This is a genomic window from Halalkalicoccus sp. CGA53 (assembly GCF_036429475.1).
Taxonomy (GTDB): Archaea; Halobacteriota; Halobacteria; order Halobacteriales; family Halalkalicoccaceae; genus Natronorarus; species Natronorarus salvus.
Genome location: NZ_CP144125.1, coordinates 2,831,307 through 2,847,173, shown reverse-complemented (window position 1 = coordinate 2,847,173; position 15,867 = coordinate 2,831,307). Strand labels below are relative to the sequence as shown.

Here is a 15,867-nt window from a genome sequence, read left to right as displayed (position 1 = left end):
GGCCCTATGCAGCTCTGCTGGCACCGACGGGACCTCCGCGTCGCCGACAACCTGGCGCTCGCCGCCTGCGGGGAGGCCCTCCCGGCCTTCGTCCTCGACGACGCGGTGTTAGAACACGCCGGTGCTCCACGGGTGGCGTTCATGCTCGACGCGCTCTCGTCGCTTCGCGAGGCCTACCGCGACCTGGGTGGCGACCTGCTTGTCGAACGCGGTGATCCCTCGACTACCATCGCGGATCTCGCGGTGGTTTTCGACGTCGACCGGGTCGTCTGGAACGAGGACTACTCCGGGCTCGCGCGGGAGCGGGACGAGGCGGTCCGCGCTGCCCTCGACGAGGAGGGAATCGATCACGGGGCCTACCACGACGCGGTCCACCACGAGCCCGGAACCGTGCTGACCAACGACGGCGACCCGTACTCGGTCTACACCTACTTCTGGAAGAAGTGGCGCGATCGGGAGAAGGCCGACCCGGTCTCACCCCCCACGGAGATCGCGGACGGCGACGGAGAGATCCCGACGGTCTCGGACCTCGGGTTCGACGAGCCGGCGGGGTCGGTGCCGGAGGCGAGCACGGAGGCCGCCGAGGACCTCCTCTCTGCGTTCTGTGACGGTCCGATCTACCGCTACGCCGAGGACCACGACTACCCGGTGCGCGGGTGTACCTCGCGGCTGTCACCGCACCTGAAGTTCGGGACGATCGGCGTTCGACGAACCTGGGAGGCGACCGAGGCGGCGAAAGCGGCCGCCGAGACCGACGAGGAACGCGAGTCGGTCTCCGAGTTCCAGTCTCAGCTCGCCTGGCGGGAGTTCTACACGCAGGTGCTCGCTTACCACCCCCACGTCGTCACGGAGAACTACAGGGAGTACTCGAACGGGATCGAGTGGCGCAACGATGGCGAAGGGCTGGCCGCCTGGAAGGCCGGCGAGACGGGCTACCCGATCGTCGACGCCGGGATGCGCCAGCTGAAAACCGAATCGTACATGCACAACAGACTCCGGATGATCGTCGCCTCCTTTCTGACGAAGGACCTCATGATCGACTGGCGGGAGGGCTATGCGCACTTCAGGGAGCTGCTCGTCGACCACGACACCGGCAACGACAACGGCGGCTGGCAGTGGGCGGCGTCCACCGGTACCGACGCCCAGCCGTACTTCAGGGTGTTCAACCCGATGACCCAGGGCGAACGCTACGACCCCGACGCGGAGTACATCACCTCCTACGTACTCGAACTGGCGGACGTCGACCCGGGGACGATCCACTCCTGGCACGAGCTGGACGAGGACGAACGCGAGGAGGCGGCTCCGGAGTACCCTGCCCCGATCGTCGACCACGCGAAACGCCGGGAGGAGGCGATCGCGATGTTCGAACGCGCACGGGGGGAGGCGTAGATGGTCGGCGAGGCACGCGAGCCGGGCAGCGAGACTGGCCCGCTTTCCGGGATCACGGTCCTCGACGCCTCCCGGGTGCTCGTCGGACCGTTCTGCACGATGCAGCTCGGCGATCTCGGCGCGGACGTGATCAAGGTCGAGCGCCCGGGCGAGGGCGACCAGACCCGCGGGTGGCATCCGCCGACCTACGGCGAGAGCGACGAGAGCACCTACTACCTGAGCGTCAACCGGAACAAGCGATCGGTGACGATCGATCTCGGTACGGAGGAGGGCCAGGAGGTCTTCCGCCGCCTCGCACGCGAGGCGGACGTGCTCGTCGAGAACTTTCGAGTAGGGACCTTAGAACGGTGGGGCCTGGGCTACGAGTCGCTCTCCGAGGAGAATCCGGGGCTGATCTACGCGAAGCTCTCGGGGTACGGCGAGTGGGGGCCGAAACGGGACGAGCCGGCGTACGACCTGGCGATCCAGGCCGAGGGCGGATTCATGTCGATTACGGGTATAGAGAACGGCGAGCCGGTTCGCGTCGGCGTCGCCATCGCGGACATCGGCGCGGGGATGTACGCCACGCAGGCGATCCTCGCGGCGCTCTTCCAGCGCGAGATCGGAACCGGTGAGGGGCAGAAGATCGACGTGAGCCTGCTCGACGGGCAGGTCGCCTGGCTCACCTACATGGGGACTTCGTACCTCGCGACCGGTGAGGTGCCGGGGAGAATGGGGAGCAAACACCCGAACATCGTCCCGTATCGGGCGTTCGAGGCCGAAGACGGCTACGTCGTGGTCGCCGCCGCGAGCGAGCCGATCTGGCGACGGCTCTGTGTGGCTATCGGACGCGAGGAGCTCGCGGAGGACGACCGGTTCGCGACGAACGCCGATCGGGTGGCGAACCGCGAGGCGCTCGAGGCGATCCTCGAGTCGGTCTTCGGGAGTTACACCGTCGAGGGCCTGATCGAGCACCTCGCCGACCACGACGTGCCGGCGACGCCGGTCAACGATCTGGAGAGGGTGTTCGACTCGCCACAGGTCGAAGCACGTGGGATGCGCCAGACCGTCTCGCACCCGACTGCTGGATCGATCGACCTGCCGGGCGTGCCGATGCACTTCTCGGGCGCGTCGACGGAGGTACGAAGACACCCGCCACTGCTCGGCGAGCACACCGAGGAGGTGCTCCGCGAGATGGGGTACGAGGACGCTGATATCGCACGATTTCGGGACTCGGGTGCGATCTGACCTCCGGGACAGACGTGCCAACACCTGTCAGTACACGTGAAACCCGCCCCCTCCTCAACGGTTAAGGGGCCGCCGGACGATTGTCGAGGTGGAGGGTTGACCATGCCAGAGCAATCACACGCCGAACTGCCGGACCTACCGTACGACTACGACGCGCTCGAACCATCGATCTCCGAACAGGTCGTCACGTGGCACCACGACACGCACCACCAGAGCTACGTGAACGGGCTCAACTCCGCCGAGGAGACGCTCGCGGAGAACCGCGAGTCGGGCGACTTCGGATCGTCGGCGAACGCGATGGGGGCGGTGACCCACAACGGCTGTGGCCACTACCTTCACACGCTGTTCTGGGAGAACATGCACGCCGACGGCGGTGGCGAGCCGGAGGGCGACCTCGCCGACCGCATCGAGGAGGACTTCGGCTCCTACGAGGGCTGGAAGGGCGAGTTCGAGGCCGCAGCCTCCGCGGCGGGCGGCTGGGCACTGCTGGTCTACGACCCGGTCGCGAAGCAGCTTCGCAACCTCAAGGTCGACAAGCACGACCAGGGCGCGCTGTGGGGCGCTCACCCGATCCTCGCCTGCGATGTCTGGGAGCACTCGTACTACCACGACTACGGCCCGGACCGCGGCAGCTTCGTCGAGGGCTTCTTCGACGTGATCAACTGGGAATCGGTCGCAGAAGAGTACCAGAAGTGCGTCGATCACTTCGAGTAGGGCCAGATCTAACCCGTTTCTTTCGCGCTCGCCGAACAGCGGGAGCTTTAGGCGGTTCGTCGTGTAAGGCGAACCATGCCCGCCGAGAAAGCCGAGTTCGACGCGCTCTACCCGTGTGACTTCTACACCGCCGAGGAGCTGTTGGAGCCGGAGGAGATGTACACCGTAAGCGAGATCGCCCGACTGCTCCAGGGGCTCGACCCCCATACCGAGATCGACCCGGAGACCGAGGTCGTGCTCGTCGACTGGGCGATCCCGTGGATCGTCGCGAACGCCGACGATCTCGTCGTCGGCGAGCCCAGAGCGGAGGACGAACCGGGTTACTACGGGTTGAAACGGCAGGAGGACCTCGACTAGAACCGTGCGGACCGTTTCGCGAGTTCGACGTGCGAGAAGGCGTCGGTCGTGACGCTCGGCCCGTGTCCGGGGTGGAGTTCAGAGAGCGAGGGTGAGACGAGTTCGTGAACCCGGTCGATACTCTCGAGCAACGTCGGACGATCACCTTCCGGCAGGTCGGTCCGGCCGAACCCGCCGTTCTGGAAGATCAGGTCGCCGGCGAAGAGGATTCCCTCGCTCTCGGCGTAGAGACAGAGGTGGTCGTCCTTGTGACCGGGCGTGTGTAACGCGCGATACGTGTCGTCGCCGAGGTCGACCCGATCGCCGTCGTCGATCGGGTGATCCACGGCGGGGTGGCTGGGATCGAAGCCCCAGACGTCGACGTCGAACGCCTCGCGAACCCTGGGCACGTTCCCGACGTGGTCCTCGTGGGTGTGCGTGAGGACGACGGCGTCGAGTCGGTCGACATCCTCGCTCAGTCGACCGACCACGTCGAAGTTCGCCCCCGGGTCGACGAGAACCGTCCGGTCGCCAGGTATCAGAAACGCGTTGCTGGTGAACGCACGACTGCCGGCAGCGAGGTTCGAGATCACACGACGGGTTCGACTCCCGCGGCTTTGTGTGTTTCTCCGCACCGGTTCGCGAGATACCTCTCCACTACACAAGGCTTTTAATAACGGAATAAGTATACTTATCCGATGTATCGGCACACCGTCCGGACGCTCGCGCTCGGAGCGTCCTTCGCGTCCGTCACCGGTGTCACGGGAGCGACCGCGTGGGGAGGGGGAACGGATCCGGGGAGGACCGTATCCTCGGTGAGCGTCGACGGAGCCGTGGCCGTATTTCTCTCGCTACTCGTCGTCGCGCTCGCCGGAAGCGCAGTGGTGCTCTGGCGACGGTCCGGGGCTGCCGGTGACCGGAGTGCATCTCAGGAGGGGGAAGCACGCCACGGGAGCACGTCCGCCGACCCGGAGACCCCGAACGATCGGGAGCGGGTCCTCTCCCTCCTCGAGAGAAATGACGGCCGGATGCGACAGGTCCGGATCGTCGACGAGACCGACTGGTCGAAGTCAAAGACAAGCGTCGTACTCACGGGGATGGAAGCCGAGGGGCTGGTCAGCAAACTCCGCGTCGGTCGAGAGAACATCGTGAGCCTCGCCGGACGCGAGTTCGACACCGCTCCGGGGTCGGTTCGAGAGCAGTAACGGACTCCTCATCCCGAAACGCAACTCTTAAACTCCGTTCGCGTCAACTACGGAATGCGCTCCGTTGGTGTAGCCCGGCCAATCATATTGCCCTCTCACGGCAATGACCAGGGTTCGAATCCCTGACGGAGCACTCCTTCCTGCCGCCGTCTCCTGTCTTTCCCTGTGAACGAGGTGTATCAACGCCACTGTCACAGCGCAATTCGATTCGCCAAAGCCGGATATCCCGACGCAGCCATGTGATTATGGCTGTCGCCGGACCACGCCGATTCGAAGGAACTACCAAACAAGCACGCAGCGTTCTCTCGAGGGTTCAGCGATAGGCGGATTCGACGAGGTTCAGGTGATCAGCGAACGGCTGAGAAGTACGAATCTGCTTCCGCTATACGTTTCGTCTTACACGGTCCAGCACACCACCACAGTCGATCCCGTTTTCACTACGTACTTCCACTTTCCCGCCAATCGATCTATAGACCCTCAGATTCCTATCGAAATGCTTGTACGTTATCTCGATGTTCCCGACCTTTTGCGCGGCTGATTTTGGATGGGTCATACGTAGCACACTGCTCGTATAGTAAAACGGTCACAGGAAATCTGCTCCAGTAATACATTCATCTCTCATCAGCAGTACTAAGTGTGAACTCGGTAATCGGACGTCTTTCTATCCACGGAGAGAATGTCGGTTTACCCCGCTGGACACCACTCAGGATCGGAGTGATAGGTACAACTAACTGTTCAGTTGCTGTGGTCAATGTCTCCACACATGGTTGTGGAGGGTGCTAACAATATGCAAACACCGAGGCGAACACGTCGCTGGGTGCTACGGACGACTGGGGCCGCGGTCGCGGGCGCGGCGGTCATCGGCAGTGCCAGCGCAGACGAGCACATCATCCGGGAAGAAGCGGTGTTGACGGACGAAGCTCACGGGCTCGACACCGGTGCAAGTGGACTCGCCACGTTCGAGGTGGACGTTGAGGCCGAAGAGATCCACTACACGGTTCATATCGACGAGATCTGTGATCCGAACCAGGCCCACGTCCACGTGGGCGGGCCGGACGAGGACGGGCCGGTCGTGGCCTGGCTCTATCCTGAAGACGTTCGAGAACCCCGAATTATCGAGGGACTGTTCCAGGGAACGCTCGCTGAGGGAACGACTACGCCCGAGGATTTCGTTGGCCCGATCGAGGGGATGTCGCTCGAAGAGGCGGGTGCGCTGCTCCAGGAGGAGGGCGCCTACGTCAACGTTCACACCGACGAACATCCCGGTGGCGAGATCCGTGGTCAGATCGAAGTCGTCGATGCTGAGGAGGGTGACGAACCACCCGAAGAGGAACCCGAGGACGAGGGCGACGAACGTGATGAACCCGACGATGAAGAGGGAGATGAATACGAGGACGAAGAACCCGAAGAACACGATGACGATGATGAGGACGAATACGAGGACGACGAGGAGACCTCGTTGATTCAGTTCGTGTTATCCCTGTTCCGATCACTCTTCGTGTAGACACCTCACACCGTTTTTCGCTATTGATTTTCAGTACTTCACAGAGCCGTTGGGTGAGAAGTCCGCTTTCCGAGTTAAGCCTACAAACGAGCAACCGGACGATACAAATCACGAGGACCTGCTCCTCGGGTTCCTCGTCACCGTCCTCACCGAAATCGAGACTGATGACCTCTACGAGGTCCTCGTTGGCGGAACGCCGATCGGACCTCGATCTCCGCGCTCCGTCAGAACAGCCAGGATTCCCTCTCCGGTAACGAGATCCTCTACCGCCTCGACACCGTCAAGTCGACCGGGGACGACCTTCACCAACAGGAGACCGTCGACACGCTTCTCGAGCTGGTAGAGGTCGTCGTGGACCTCCACTGCGGTCCTACTACGGCGCCGAAGACGAAACGGAAGGACTCTACTAGAGCGAAGTGAAGACCAGGACGACCGCTTTCCTCACCTACGCCACACTGTGCGCCGCCTGAACAACGAACGTTACACGCTGGCGGTGCACAGTCTCACCGACTCGTCTTCATTCGGGATATTCGTCGTACCACGGTCGTTGACGTTCAATGGCAGCACTGGCCGCGATCACTTCGTCGTCAGCGTATCGCTTGCCCGCGATCTGCATCCCGACAGGCAACCCGTCGACGAAACCAGCCGGAATCGAGGCTGCCGGATGCCCGGTGAAGTTATACGGCTGAGTGAGCACCCATCCGCGGAGTGGCTCGATTTCGATGCCATCGATCTCCTCGGGCTCCTCACCATGCGGGAACGGAGTCGTCGCGAGCGTCGCGGTCGCGAGGAGATCATACTCCCCGAAGAGATCTTCTACTCCGTCGAAAACGCGAGTCCGGACGACGTCCGCGCGCACGTACTCCCGCAGGGTCGGCTCTTCTGTGTCCATGATCAGGTCGACGAGGTACGGCCGTAGACGATCACGGTCTTCTCCTCGCGGATCGAACCCTTGATCCTCTAAATCGTCGAACAGCGACTGCCACCGGACCGTCGCCATCGTGTAGAACGCAGTCAAGATCTCCTCTCGACTGTGCCCCAGATCGGGATCGACCGAATCGACAGTCGCACCCGCCTGCTCGAACGCCGAAACTGCATCGTCAAGAACGTCACGGACGTCGGGACTGACGGGATAGGTACCCATCCCTGGGCTGTAGGCTATCTTCATCTCATCGATCGGACGGGCGAGGGCGGCCGAGTACTCCTCCTGTTTCGGTATCGAGAAGGGATCGCGCGGATGGAAGCCCGCCATCACGTCCAGCGATAGGGCTGCATCTTCGACCGTCCGAGCCATCGGTCCCTTATGCGAGAACGGCGTGGAGCTTGCGAACCCGTTCGGGCGGCCAACGCTCGGTATCAGCCCGTAGCTGGGTTTCAATCCATACACACCACAGAAACTCGCGGGAGTACGGATCGAACCGCCCACGTCCGATCCCGGTGCGAGCGGAACTAACATATCACCGAGTGCTGCCCCAGCCCCTCCCGATGATCCTCCGGAGACTCGGGTCGGATCGAAGGGTGTCCCCGTCGGTCCAACGACGCGATTGTCCGTCGTCGTTCCGAGCCCGAACTCGGGCGTATTCGTTTTCCCGACGACGACGGCTCCTGCCGCCTTGAGCCGGGCCACGTACGGCGAATCCGAGTCAGCGACGCGGTCCTCGAAGAGCAATGATCCCGAGGTCGTCCGGACACCCTCGACATCGTCGAGGTCCTTGATCGCGATGGGAACTCCGTGAAGCGGTCCGAGTGGATCACCGTCCGCGATCGCACGTTCGGCCTCCTGGGCCATTTCGCGGGCCAGTTCGTCCGTGATGGTGACGAACGCGTTCGTCCGGTCGTTACGATCGTGTATTCGATCAAGAAACGCTTCGACGACCTCCGTAGGCGAGACCTCGCCGTCCCGGATCCGTCGTGCGAGACCGGCAGCGGTCAGACTCGTGAGTTCCCTGGCCATATCGGGATCTGTTCATCGGACGAGTAAAAGGTACCCATACCGACAAACCATAACGGTCAGTCGATACTAGCAGATCTCCGGGTGTGTTCAGTTGATGTCATTTGAAAAGCGAACAGTCGTGACGAGAGTGGATATGACACTCGCAGACCTGCTCGGAGAGACTCGAAACGTGGATTTTCGATGGGTGAGGGGACGAGAGCACCCCGACCACCATAAGGGGTGTCGGGGTCCGCCTGTATTCGGTGGGCCTCTCAGTGAGAGAAACGACCGCCGTCCCGAGTGGCTCGGCGTCAATCGCTCGCACGTGCGATCTTGTCGAGGACGCATCGGTTGACCGATCGCCAGTCCGACCCACCGTTAGCGATGCCGACGCGGGTCGCGGTCGACGAGACGGCGATCCGCGTCGACGGTGAGGTCAGCTGGCTGTACACAGCAATTGACACCACGTCGAAGGTGCTACTTGAAGGGGAGCTGTTCAGCCGGTACAGGATAGATTCCCCGTCTGCACTCCTGCATCGCTCCGAACTCGTTGGTTACAGGGTCTCAACGCTAGCACATCCTCGATTCTCTTGATAGGTGTGGTGATGGGCCCTATCGTGATCGGGGTCTGATGGGAGCAACGCTGTTAACAGGTCGAGGGGAGGGACAGACACCGGCAGTGCCCTGTGAAGTATTCTATCGTCGACTGCTGACTAGGTAGGGGACGAATGTCACGCTCCGAGTGGGCGAGATGGTGGTTACTTGATAGTTGATCCGGTGAGCCTTATATCGCCTCAAGAATGACTGAGAACGCATGGTTGAGCCGATTGGTCACGTCGCGATGGCGCTGTTGTTCGCGGTCCCGGCGTGGCTCCTGTGGGGACGCCGACCAGCGGTCACGTTCGCCGCGCTCACCCAGGTGACTGCATTGCTTCCCGATATCGATCTCCTGTTGGAGGAGTACTTCGCGCATGCCTTACTCCAGCACCACGGCATCACTCACACCGTTCCCTTCGTGTTGGTCGTCGGTGTGATCTTCGGGGTCGTCGCCGCGTACGTTCTCACGCCAGTGTTAAACGCCCATCGGCTGATACACAGCGACTCCATCTCTCGCGGGACGACGTTTTTCTTCACAACGAGCGCGTTTTGGGCCGGCGGCCTCAGCCACGTCTTCGTAGATCTCTTATCGGCCGCTCCGGACGCGGCGATTGCACCCTTCTGGCCGTTCTACACCGGTGAGATCGTAATCAACATCGTCGCGTACGACTCGACGCCGGTGAACGTAGGACTGATTCTGGTCGCTGTGACGATCCATGTGATGCTCTACCGCGCCGAGCGATACCCCTACCGGACGCGGTGGAGCATCGGGTCATAGAGTGAACGGCTCTATTGAAGTCGCAGAAGGCGACGGATTCATGCCTGACAGCCTGTTCGGTGGTGTCGACGGTGACGAGAGTGATTTTTCGGAACTGACGGTTACCGTGCTCGTGCTTGGACGACGTAGCGATTCAGGTACGTTCTGCTCTGGTGGATAGATGCTGATCCACGCGTATAGCGGCTCACAGAGCGGTTCTATGTTAGAGATGGCGAACATGAACGCGATCTCGCGGAACTGCCGATACCAGCCCAGCGCTCGCTCGGCGTGAGTGATCTGCGCACCGTTTGAATCCCGAGTAGACGACTCGGATCGTGCGGGAGGACCACGGCAAACCACTGCACAGCATGGGGGGAGGAGCGTCACCCGGTAGCCGCCCTCGCCGTGTCGGTCGCGTCGGTCGAGCCGTCCGCATCCGCGTCTTCCCGGTGGTGACCGGCGAGGACGATGTTCACCACCGCACCGAGGAGCAGGACGAACGCGCTCCCGTAGAGCCAGACGAGCAGCAGGATCACCGCACCGAGCGCTCCGTCCGCACTCACCGTGTTCGCGACGTCGACGTAGAGACCGAAGACGACCTCGAGGACGACCCAGCCGACCGCCGCGACGACCGTCCCGGGGAGCACCTCGCGTGGGGTGACCTCGCGCTCGGGAAAGACGTAGTATATGGGGAAGAACGCGATCATCAGCCCGACCACGAGGACGAGCGGGTTCATCAGCTGTAGAACCGGGTGATCGCCGACAGCGAGCAGGGCTCCGGCGAACCCCGCCCCGACGGTCGCGAGGGCGATGGCGAGGAAGACGACCAGTCCGTCGAGGACCCGTCCGACGAAGCCGCTCTCGTCGGCGCCGTAGAGCTCGTCGAAGGCGGTGCTGATGCCCCGGAAGATCCGAAGCATCCCCCACAGCAGTGACGCCACCCCGATGACCGACGCGCCGGCACGTTCCGAGGCGTCGGTCAGCGCCTCGTAGACGAGGTTCTCACCCGCGGGGCTGAGGTACTCCCGGGAGAGCGCGACGATGCGCTCGGTGAGGTACTCGTTTCCGACGGCCCCGGCGATGATGAGCAGGAGCAACAGCAGCGGCAACAGCGAGAGGAACGCCGCGTGCGCGATGCTCCCTGCCATGAATGTGACGTTGTGTTCGCGGATCACCTCGAGGACATCGCGGGCGATGTCGAGCGGGCGACGGCCGTCCATACGGCGCCCACGGGATGCCCGATTGAAAAGGCAGGTCCTGCGATGCCCTCTCTCTCTCTCTGCTACGGATCCCGTGATCGGCCCGACCTCGTGGGCCCCCGTGTACGCGTACCTGGGGGAATCGTCCCGTCTCGGGTGTCGGTCCCTACCGCTCACCGTGTCCGAACGCTTTTAACTCGGCGCCGGAAAGCGGGGAGGGATGATCGAGGGTGAGGAGTACTACACCGGCGTCTTCCTGCTCACCGCGACGCTGATCGGGGGCTTTCTCGTGGGATTCTTTCTCTCGGGGTTCCGCCCACCGACAGGTGCAGCCGTCGGATTCACGGGTGGCGCGACGCTGACGTTTCTCGGGACCTCGTACCTGTTCTACGGTCGGTGATCCGTCCGAGGTGGACCCGGAGACGATTCGACAACTGTTTTCACGCGCCGTGTCAGAGATCGAGCCATGAGCGAACAGGCAAAGATCGGGTCGGCATCGTTGACGGAGAAGGTCGTCTTCCTCGGGGTCGCCCAGCTCTCGGGCGAAGAGGAGACGCCGGTCGATTCGAGCGAGGTCACCCGAGCCTGTCTGGATCACTGTTCGGAGCTGGAGACGGACGTCCTCGGTCACCTCACGGAGGTCGACGTGATGCGGGCGCTGTCCTCACTGTCGGCGTCCGGATACGTGACCGAGGTCGATGTCGAGGACCGATCGCCGGTCGGGAAGGGCAGGCCGACTTACGCGTTGGATACGGATCACGGGCCGCTCGTCGAGTCGCTCACGACCGACGAGCGGGTTGGACCGCTCGCCGAACGCGTCCACGGCGGCTGATTCGACGCCGAAAGACAACGGTTAAAGGCGCCCGAGCGGAACGGGGAACCATGAGTGACGCAGAACCCCGCCGACAGCGCACGCGGACGTGCGTCTCGTGTGGGATCAACGTCTCCGGGACGAACGCCGCGACGTTCGACTGTCCCGAGTGCGGCCACGAGATCCACCGCTGTCCGAAGTGCAGGAAGCAGAGCAACCTCTATCAGTGTCCCGACTGCGGGTTCACGGGGCCGTAACGATGGGGACCGTCGCAGCGCGCATCAAGGTGATGCCCCAGAGCCCCGAGGTCGACCTCGACGCGCTCGAGGAGCGCCTGGACGCCTCGCTGCCCGAGGGCGCGAAGATCAACCGCGTCGACCGCGAGGACGTCGCCTTCGGCCTGATCGCGCTCTACCCGACCGTGCTCGTCCCCGACGGCGAGGGCGGCACCGAGGCGGTCGAAGAGGGTTTCTCGGGCGTCGAGGGCGTCGAGAGCGTCGAAGTGAACGAAGTCGGTCGGATCTGAGGGAGACGGTTCTTTTCGATCGGTCCTTGGTCGAGCGGCGGCTCAGTCGCCACGATCGAGGGTCCGCTTGACGAACGGCCCGAACAGCAACGCGGCGATCACCAGCACGAGGATCGGCGAGAGCCACCGACCGTACGCCAACGGGTTGACGAAGATCATGAACGAGCCGTCGGAGATCTGCAACGCCGTGTAGAGGTTCTGCTCGGCGATATCCCCGAGGACGACCCCGAGGACGAACGCGATCACCGAGTAGTTGTACCGGACCATGTAGAAGCCGATCACGCCGAAGACGATGATCGTCGCGATGTCGATGGGGTTGACCCGGAGCGCGTAGGTGCCCAGAAACGAGAGCACGACGACCATCGGGATGATGTAGTCGGTGTCGATCTTCGTGAGGTAGCCGAGTCTGGTCACCGCCGAGAGCCCGAACAGCAGGATGACGACGTTGCCCACGAGCAGCGCGAGCAGCATCGTGTAGGTGAGCATCAGTTCGCCGTCGGCGTCGAACATCGCCGGCCCGGGTCTGAGTCCGTGCATGAGCAGGCCGCCGATCAACACCGCGGTCGAGGAGCTGCCCGGGATACCGAACGAGATCGCCGGGACGAGCGAACCCGCGACGGTCCCGTTGTTCGAGGCCTCGCTCGCGATCACGCCGACCTCGTTGCCTTTCCCGAACGTCTCGGGATCCTTCGAGACGCGGACCGCCTCGGAGTAGGCGACGAAGTTCGAGACCGTCGCACCCGCGCCGGGGATCGCCCCGACGATCATCCCGATCATGCCGGATTTGACCACCGTGACCGGGTGTTTGAGCGTCGAGACGACGCCGTCCATGATCCCCTCCCGGTTGATCTCGACGTCGCCCTCCGCGATGCCGCCCTCCTGACCCGCGAGCTTCATCATCTCCGCGATGGCGAACAGCCCGATCAACACCGCGACGAAGTCGATGCCGTCGTAGAGGTAGAGCGTCTCCGCGTACCGGCGATCGAGCGACATCGGTGCGACCCCGACGGTCGTCACCAGCAGCCCCGCCGCGCCCGCGAGCAGCCCCTTCGCGACCGACCCTCGCGTGACGACGGTGATCATCGCCAGCCCGAGGATCGCGACGAGGAAGCGCTCGGGGGTGCCGACGGCGAGCACCATCCGGATGAGTGCGGGCGAGAAGAGGATCAGCGCGGTGATCGTAAACAGCCCCGCGATGGCGGAGGCGGTCGCCGAGATCGACAGCGCCGTCGCTGCCCGGCCCTGTTTCGACATCGGGTAGCCGTCGAACATCGTCGCCGCCGACGAGGAGACCCCCGGCGTGTTGATCAGCACCGCGGCGATCGAGCCGCCGTACATCGAGCCGCTGTAGACCCCCACGAGGAGGATGATCGCGTCCGCAGGTGCGAGCGGCAGTGTCAGCGGCAGGATGATCGCCATTCCGAGCGGCGGGCCGAGTCCCGGCAGGGCGCCGACGAGGATACCCACCAGGATGCCGGCGAGCAGCCAGAACATCGTATCGAGCGTCAACAGCGCGTCGATCGCGCCGAGCAGCGAGTCGAGGGTCACCCGACCACCCCCACGAGGATCGGGAGGATCTCCACGAGCGTCTCGACCACCTCGTCCGGCGGCATCGGCCGCCAGCCGGTGCGCCAGCCCTGTGCGATGTCGCTCTGGATCACGTCGTAGAAGACGTAGGCTGTCGCGAGGCTGAGTCCGACGAGCGCCGCGGCCCGACCGACCTCCATCCGCGCCCAGACGGTCCAGGCGGCAACGAACACCGGCGTCGCGTAGAGCATCCCGATCGTGTACGTGAGCACCATGTAGCCGACACAGAGCGCGCCGGTGACGACCGGCCCGCGCCAGTCGTCGATCTCGTAGACGTACATCGCCCCCGAGTCGGTCTCCCCCTCCGAGCTCTCGTCCTCGCTCTCCTCACCCTGGACGCCCGACGCGAGGTCGTCGTCGCCGAGCATCTGCATCGGCTCGGCGATGAACGTCCGGGTAGAACTCCCCAGACGCTCTCTGAACGCGACGGCCGAGACGACCAGCGCGATCCCGACGACGAGCGACGCGATCCCCCCCTCTCCCGCCAGTACCCCGGTCGCGCCGCTGTAGACGAAGTACGCGCCCGCGATCGCCGCGAGCACCGGCGCGGCGACCGCGAGGTAGTTTCTCGCGAGCAGGAGCGCCGACAGCGCGACCGTCGCGCCGGCCATCATCTGCGGGAAGGTCTGTGCGGCCGGCGAGAACTCGTCGGCACCGAGGTACATGTAGAGCCCCGCGAGCAGGAACAGCACCAGGAGGACGTGCTCCATCGTCGGGCGCTCGCCGAGTACCCGCTCGCCGACCGCAGAGAGCTTCGCCCCGACCCCGTCGTCAGTCGTCTCGTCCGTAGATTCGTTCCGTGGCATGTAGTCTCAAACTCCGAACGCAAGCGACGCGACGACGAGCCGGGAACCCGGATCGCCGATCGACCTGACCGATCAGCTCTCGTCTTCGACCAGCTGGAGGAACTCGTCGAAGCCGCCGATGGCGTCGTCGACCTGGCTCTCCATCTCGTCGACGATGCCGTTCCAGAGCTCCTCTGCGTCCGCGCGGTCGCCGTACTCGACGATGTTACCGGTGTCCTCGGACCACTCCTGGGTCTCTTCGTGTTCGGCCGCCTCGCGGACCGCCTCCGAGAGCACGTCGAGGATCTCCTCGTCGGTCCCGGCGGGGGCGTGCTGGGTGAGGTGGAACTCCGTGATCCACGCGAGGCTGTCGCCGTAGTCGGCGATCGGGTCGAGCTCCTGCTCGAAGGCGTCGTCGAAGTCGGTGTCGGTGAGGTTGACGATCGCCGTCGCCTCGCCGGACTCCTCGGCGTTGACCGCGGAGGTGTTGGTCGCGAAGCCCGCGGCGACCTCGCCGGAGATGACCGCCTCCATCGTCGGTCCGCCGCCGTCGTAGGGGACCGACGTGTCGTACTCGAGGTCGTACTGGTCTCTCAGCAGCAGCGTCGTCAGGTGACTGTCGCTGCCGACGCCCTGGAAGCCGAAGCCGCTGATCTCGCCGTCTGCGTACGCGTCGCGCAGCGAGGCGAAGTCGTCGATACCAGCCTCGTCGGCGGCGTCGTTGTTGACGATCAGCGTGTAGCCGAAGATCCCGGAGTAGGCGAACGGTGCGAGGTCGTCCTCGATGTGCCAGTCGTCGATCTCGTTCGCGCGCCATGTGAAGTGCGCTCCGGCGCTGTTGACCGTCCCGAACGTGTGGCCGTCGGGCTCCTGCTGGACGAGCCACTCGGTGCCGAGCATGCTGCCGGCGCCCTCGCGGTTGTCGATCGCGACCGAGACGCCGAGGGGGTCCTCCATCAGCGGCTGGAGCTGACGGGCGTACGTGTCGGTGCCGCCGCCTTCGGACCACGGGATCATCCACGTGAGGTCGTCCTCCGGGAAGTCGATGTCCGGTGCCTCGTCGGCGTCGTCCTCGGGTTCGTCCGCGTCGTCCGCGGGGTCGGCGTCGTCGGCATCGTCCTCGACGTCCGCGTCGTCGTCGGCAGGATCGACGTCGTCGTCGTCATCGTCGTCGGTACAGCCTGCCAGCAGGACTGCGGAGGTCGCTGATCCGGTGCCGGCGTACCTCAGGAACGTTCTCCGTTGCATAGCGTTTGGCAGTATCTAACGTGCCCACTATAAATGTTCCCTTTATACG

General features: G+C 64.0%; 19 protein-coding genes, 1 tRNA gene and 1 pseudogene. 13 read left to right on the top strand and 8 right to left on the bottom strand.

Annotated elements, in window-relative coordinates:
• Positions 1–6 precede the first annotated feature (6 nt).
• The 4 genes from V2L32_RS16435 to V2L32_RS16420 all read left to right on the top strand — a co-directional run bounded on the left by V2L32_RS16435 (position 7) and on the right by V2L32_RS16420 (position 3,687).
• A complete protein-coding gene (locus V2L32_RS16435) occupies positions 7–1,389 on the top strand; it encodes a cryptochrome/photolyase family protein (protein WP_331233597.1) in 1,383 nt (460 codons plus the stop codon).
• A complete protein-coding gene (locus V2L32_RS16430; protein ID WP_331233596.1) occupies positions 1,390–2,616 on the top strand; it encodes a CaiB/BaiF CoA transferase family protein in 1,227 nt (408 codons plus the stop codon).
• Positions 2,617–2,718: 102 nt separating this feature from the next.
• Entirely contained in the window at positions 2,719–3,330 is a 612-nt protein-coding gene (gene sod, locus V2L32_RS16425) for a superoxide dismutase (protein WP_331233595.1), read from the top strand.
• Positions 3,331–3,405: 75 nt separating this feature from the next.
• A complete protein-coding gene (locus tag V2L32_RS16420) occupies positions 3,406–3,687 on the top strand; it encodes a DUF5827 family protein (RefSeq protein ID WP_331233594.1) in 282 nt (93 codons plus the stop codon).
• Here V2L32_RS16420 and V2L32_RS16415 read toward each other — a convergent pair.
• Complete coding sequence (locus V2L32_RS16415) at positions 3,684–4,259, bottom strand: MBL fold metallo-hydrolase (RefSeq protein ID WP_331233593.1); 576 nt, start codon at positions 4,257–4,259, stop codon at positions 3,684–3,686. The genes V2L32_RS16420 and V2L32_RS16415 overlap by 4 nt on opposite strands.
• Positions 4,260–4,364: 105 nt before the next feature.
• Between V2L32_RS16415 and V2L32_RS16410 the strand changes: the two genes are divergently transcribed.
• The 3 genes from V2L32_RS16410 (at position 4,365) to V2L32_RS16400 (ending at position 6,375) form a co-directional block, all read left to right on the top strand.
• Complete coding sequence (locus V2L32_RS16410) at positions 4,365–4,871, top strand: helix-turn-helix transcriptional regulator (RefSeq protein ID WP_331233592.1); 507 nt, start codon at positions 4,365–4,367, stop codon at positions 4,869–4,871.
• 58 nt (positions 4,872–4,929) lie between these two features.
• Positions 4,930–5,004, top strand: a tRNA-Glu gene (locus V2L32_RS16405).
• Positions 5,005–5,658: 654 nt separating this feature from the next.
• Entirely contained in the window at positions 5,659–6,375 is a 717-nt protein-coding gene (locus tag V2L32_RS16400; RefSeq protein ID WP_331233591.1) for a CHRD domain-containing protein, read from the top strand.
• Positions 6,376–6,546: 171 nt separating this feature from the next.
• On the opposite strand, the gene V2L32_RS16395 is transcribed toward V2L32_RS16400, so the two are convergent.
• Complete coding sequence (locus V2L32_RS16395) at positions 6,547–6,738, bottom strand: hypothetical protein (protein ID WP_331233590.1); 192 nt, start codon at positions 6,736–6,738, stop codon at positions 6,547–6,549.
• Between the two features lie 154 nt (positions 6,739–6,892).
• A complete protein-coding gene (locus V2L32_RS16390) occupies positions 6,893–8,329 on the bottom strand; it encodes an amidase (RefSeq protein WP_331233589.1) in 1,437 nt (478 codons plus the stop codon).
• A 363-nt stretch (positions 8,330–8,692) separates the two neighbouring features.
• On the opposite strand from V2L32_RS16390, the gene V2L32_RS21160 reads away from it, so the two are divergent.
• Both V2L32_RS21160 and V2L32_RS16380 read left to right on the top strand, forming a co-directional pair.
• A complete protein-coding gene (locus V2L32_RS21160) occupies positions 8,693–8,902 on the top strand; it encodes a hypothetical protein (RefSeq protein ID WP_409348381.1) in 210 nt (69 codons plus the stop codon).
• A gap of 220 nt (positions 8,903–9,122) precedes the next feature.
• Positions 9,123–9,683 carry a metal-dependent hydrolase gene (locus tag V2L32_RS16380; protein ID WP_331233588.1) on the top strand — a complete coding sequence of 187 codons (561 nt, stop codon included), beginning with the start codon at positions 9,123–9,125 and terminating at the stop codon, positions 9,681–9,683.
• A 177-nt stretch (positions 9,684–9,860) separates the two neighbouring features.
• On the opposite strand, the pseudogene V2L32_RS16375 reads toward V2L32_RS16380, so the two are convergent.
• Together V2L32_RS16375 and V2L32_RS16370 are read right to left on the bottom strand one after the other, a co-directional pair.
• Positions 9,861–9,995 (bottom strand): annotated as a pseudogene (locus V2L32_RS16375) (IS5/IS1182 family transposase); the annotation flags it as partial.
• 50 nt (positions 9,996–10,045) lie between these two features.
• Positions 10,046–10,882 (bottom strand): YihY/virulence factor BrkB family protein, encoded by an 837-nt coding sequence (locus V2L32_RS16370; protein WP_331233587.1) that lies wholly within the window; start codon positions 10,880–10,882, stop codon positions 10,046–10,048.
• 199 nt (positions 10,883–11,081) lie between these two features.
• On the opposite strand from V2L32_RS16370, the gene V2L32_RS16365 reads away from it, so the two are divergent.
• The 4 genes from V2L32_RS16365 to V2L32_RS16350 all read left to right on the top strand — a co-directional run bounded on the left by V2L32_RS16365 (position 11,082) and on the right by V2L32_RS16350 (position 12,198).
• Complete coding sequence (locus V2L32_RS16365) at positions 11,082–11,261, top strand: hypothetical protein (protein ID WP_331233586.1); 180 nt, start codon at positions 11,082–11,084, stop codon at positions 11,259–11,261.
• Between the two features lie 66 nt (positions 11,262–11,327).
• A complete protein-coding gene (locus V2L32_RS16360; RefSeq protein WP_331233585.1) occupies positions 11,328–11,693 on the top strand; it encodes a hypothetical protein in 366 nt (121 codons plus the stop codon).
• 50 nt (positions 11,694–11,743) lie between these two features.
• Positions 11,744–11,929, top strand: a complete 186-nt coding sequence (locus V2L32_RS16355) for an HVO_2753 family zinc finger protein (protein ID WP_331233584.1) — start codon at positions 11,744–11,746, stop codon at positions 11,927–11,929.
• A gap of 2 nt (positions 11,930–11,931) precedes the next feature.
• Positions 11,932–12,198, top strand: coding sequence for an elongation factor 1-beta (locus V2L32_RS16350; RefSeq protein ID WP_331233583.1), 267 nt, complete (start codon positions 11,932–11,934; stop codon positions 12,196–12,198).
• 42 nt (positions 12,199–12,240) lie between these two features.
• Here the strand turns inward: V2L32_RS16350 and V2L32_RS16345 are convergent, their stop codons facing one another.
• From V2L32_RS16345 to V2L32_RS16335, 3 genes are all read right to left on the bottom strand, one after another.
• On the bottom strand, positions 12,241–13,746 hold the full coding sequence (locus V2L32_RS16345; RefSeq protein WP_331233581.1) for a tripartite tricarboxylate transporter permease: 1,506 nt from the start codon (positions 13,744–13,746) through the stop codon (positions 12,241–12,243).
• Positions 13,743–14,591, bottom strand: coding sequence for a hypothetical protein (locus V2L32_RS16340; RefSeq protein WP_331233580.1), 849 nt, complete (start codon positions 14,589–14,591; stop codon positions 13,743–13,745). Before V2L32_RS16340 ends, V2L32_RS16345 begins: the two co-directional genes overlap by 4 nt.
• Before the next feature lie 72 nt (positions 14,592–14,663).
• A complete protein-coding gene (locus tag V2L32_RS16335) occupies positions 14,664–15,818 on the bottom strand; it encodes a tripartite tricarboxylate transporter substrate-binding protein (RefSeq protein WP_331233579.1) in 1,155 nt (384 codons plus the stop codon).
• Positions 15,819–15,867 lie beyond the last annotated feature (49 nt).

Excerpts from the sequence above, each read along its gene's own strand:
- V2L32_RS16380 (WP_331233588.1), top strand. The coding sequence starts at position 9,123 with ATGGTTGAGCCGATTGGTCACGTCGCGATGGCGCTGTTGTTCGCGGTC.
- V2L32_RS16360 (WP_331233585.1), top strand. The coding sequence starts at position 11,328 with ATGAGCGAACAGGCAAAGATCGGGTCGGCATCGTTGACGGAGAAGGTC.
- V2L32_RS16390 (WP_331233589.1), bottom strand. The coding sequence starts at position 8,329 with ATGGCCAGGGAACTCACGAGTCTGACCGCTGCCGGTCTCGCACGACGG.
- V2L32_RS16340 (WP_331233580.1), bottom strand. The coding sequence starts at position 14,591 with ATGCCACGGAACGAATCTACGGACGAGACGACTGACGACGGGGTCGGG.
- V2L32_RS16430 (WP_331233596.1), top strand. The coding sequence starts at position 1,390 with ATGGTCGGCGAGGCACGCGAGCCGGGCAGCGAGACTGGCCCGCTTTCC.
- V2L32_RS16335 (WP_331233579.1), bottom strand. The coding sequence starts at position 15,818 with ATGCAACGGAGAACGTTCCTGAGGTACGCCGGCACCGGATCAGCGACC.
- V2L32_RS16365 (WP_331233586.1), top strand. The coding sequence starts at position 11,082 with ATGATCGAGGGTGAGGAGTACTACACCGGCGTCTTCCTGCTCACCGCG.
- V2L32_RS16355 (WP_331233584.1), top strand. The coding sequence starts at position 11,744 with ATGAGTGACGCAGAACCCCGCCGACAGCGCACGCGGACGTGCGTCTCG.
- sod (WP_331233595.1), top strand. The coding sequence starts at position 2,719 with ATGCCAGAGCAATCACACGCCGAACTGCCGGACCTACCGTACGACTAC.
- V2L32_RS16410 (WP_331233592.1), top strand. The coding sequence starts at position 4,365 with ATGTATCGGCACACCGTCCGGACGCTCGCGCTCGGAGCGTCCTTCGCG.
- V2L32_RS16370 (WP_331233587.1), bottom strand. The coding sequence starts at position 10,882 with ATGGACGGCCGTCGCCCGCTCGACATCGCCCGCGATGTCCTCGAGGTG.
- V2L32_RS16420 (WP_331233594.1), top strand. The coding sequence starts at position 3,406 with ATGCCCGCCGAGAAAGCCGAGTTCGACGCGCTCTACCCGTGTGACTTC.
- V2L32_RS21160 (WP_409348381.1), top strand. The coding sequence starts at position 8,693 with ATGCCGACGCGGGTCGCGGTCGACGAGACGGCGATCCGCGTCGACGGT.
- V2L32_RS16350 (WP_331233583.1), top strand. The coding sequence starts at position 11,932 with ATGGGGACCGTCGCAGCGCGCATCAAGGTGATGCCCCAGAGCCCCGAG.
- V2L32_RS16400 (WP_331233591.1), top strand. The coding sequence starts at position 5,659 with ATGCAAACACCGAGGCGAACACGTCGCTGGGTGCTACGGACGACTGGG.
- V2L32_RS16435 (WP_331233597.1), top strand. The coding sequence starts at position 7 with ATGCAGCTCTGCTGGCACCGACGGGACCTCCGCGTCGCCGACAACCTG.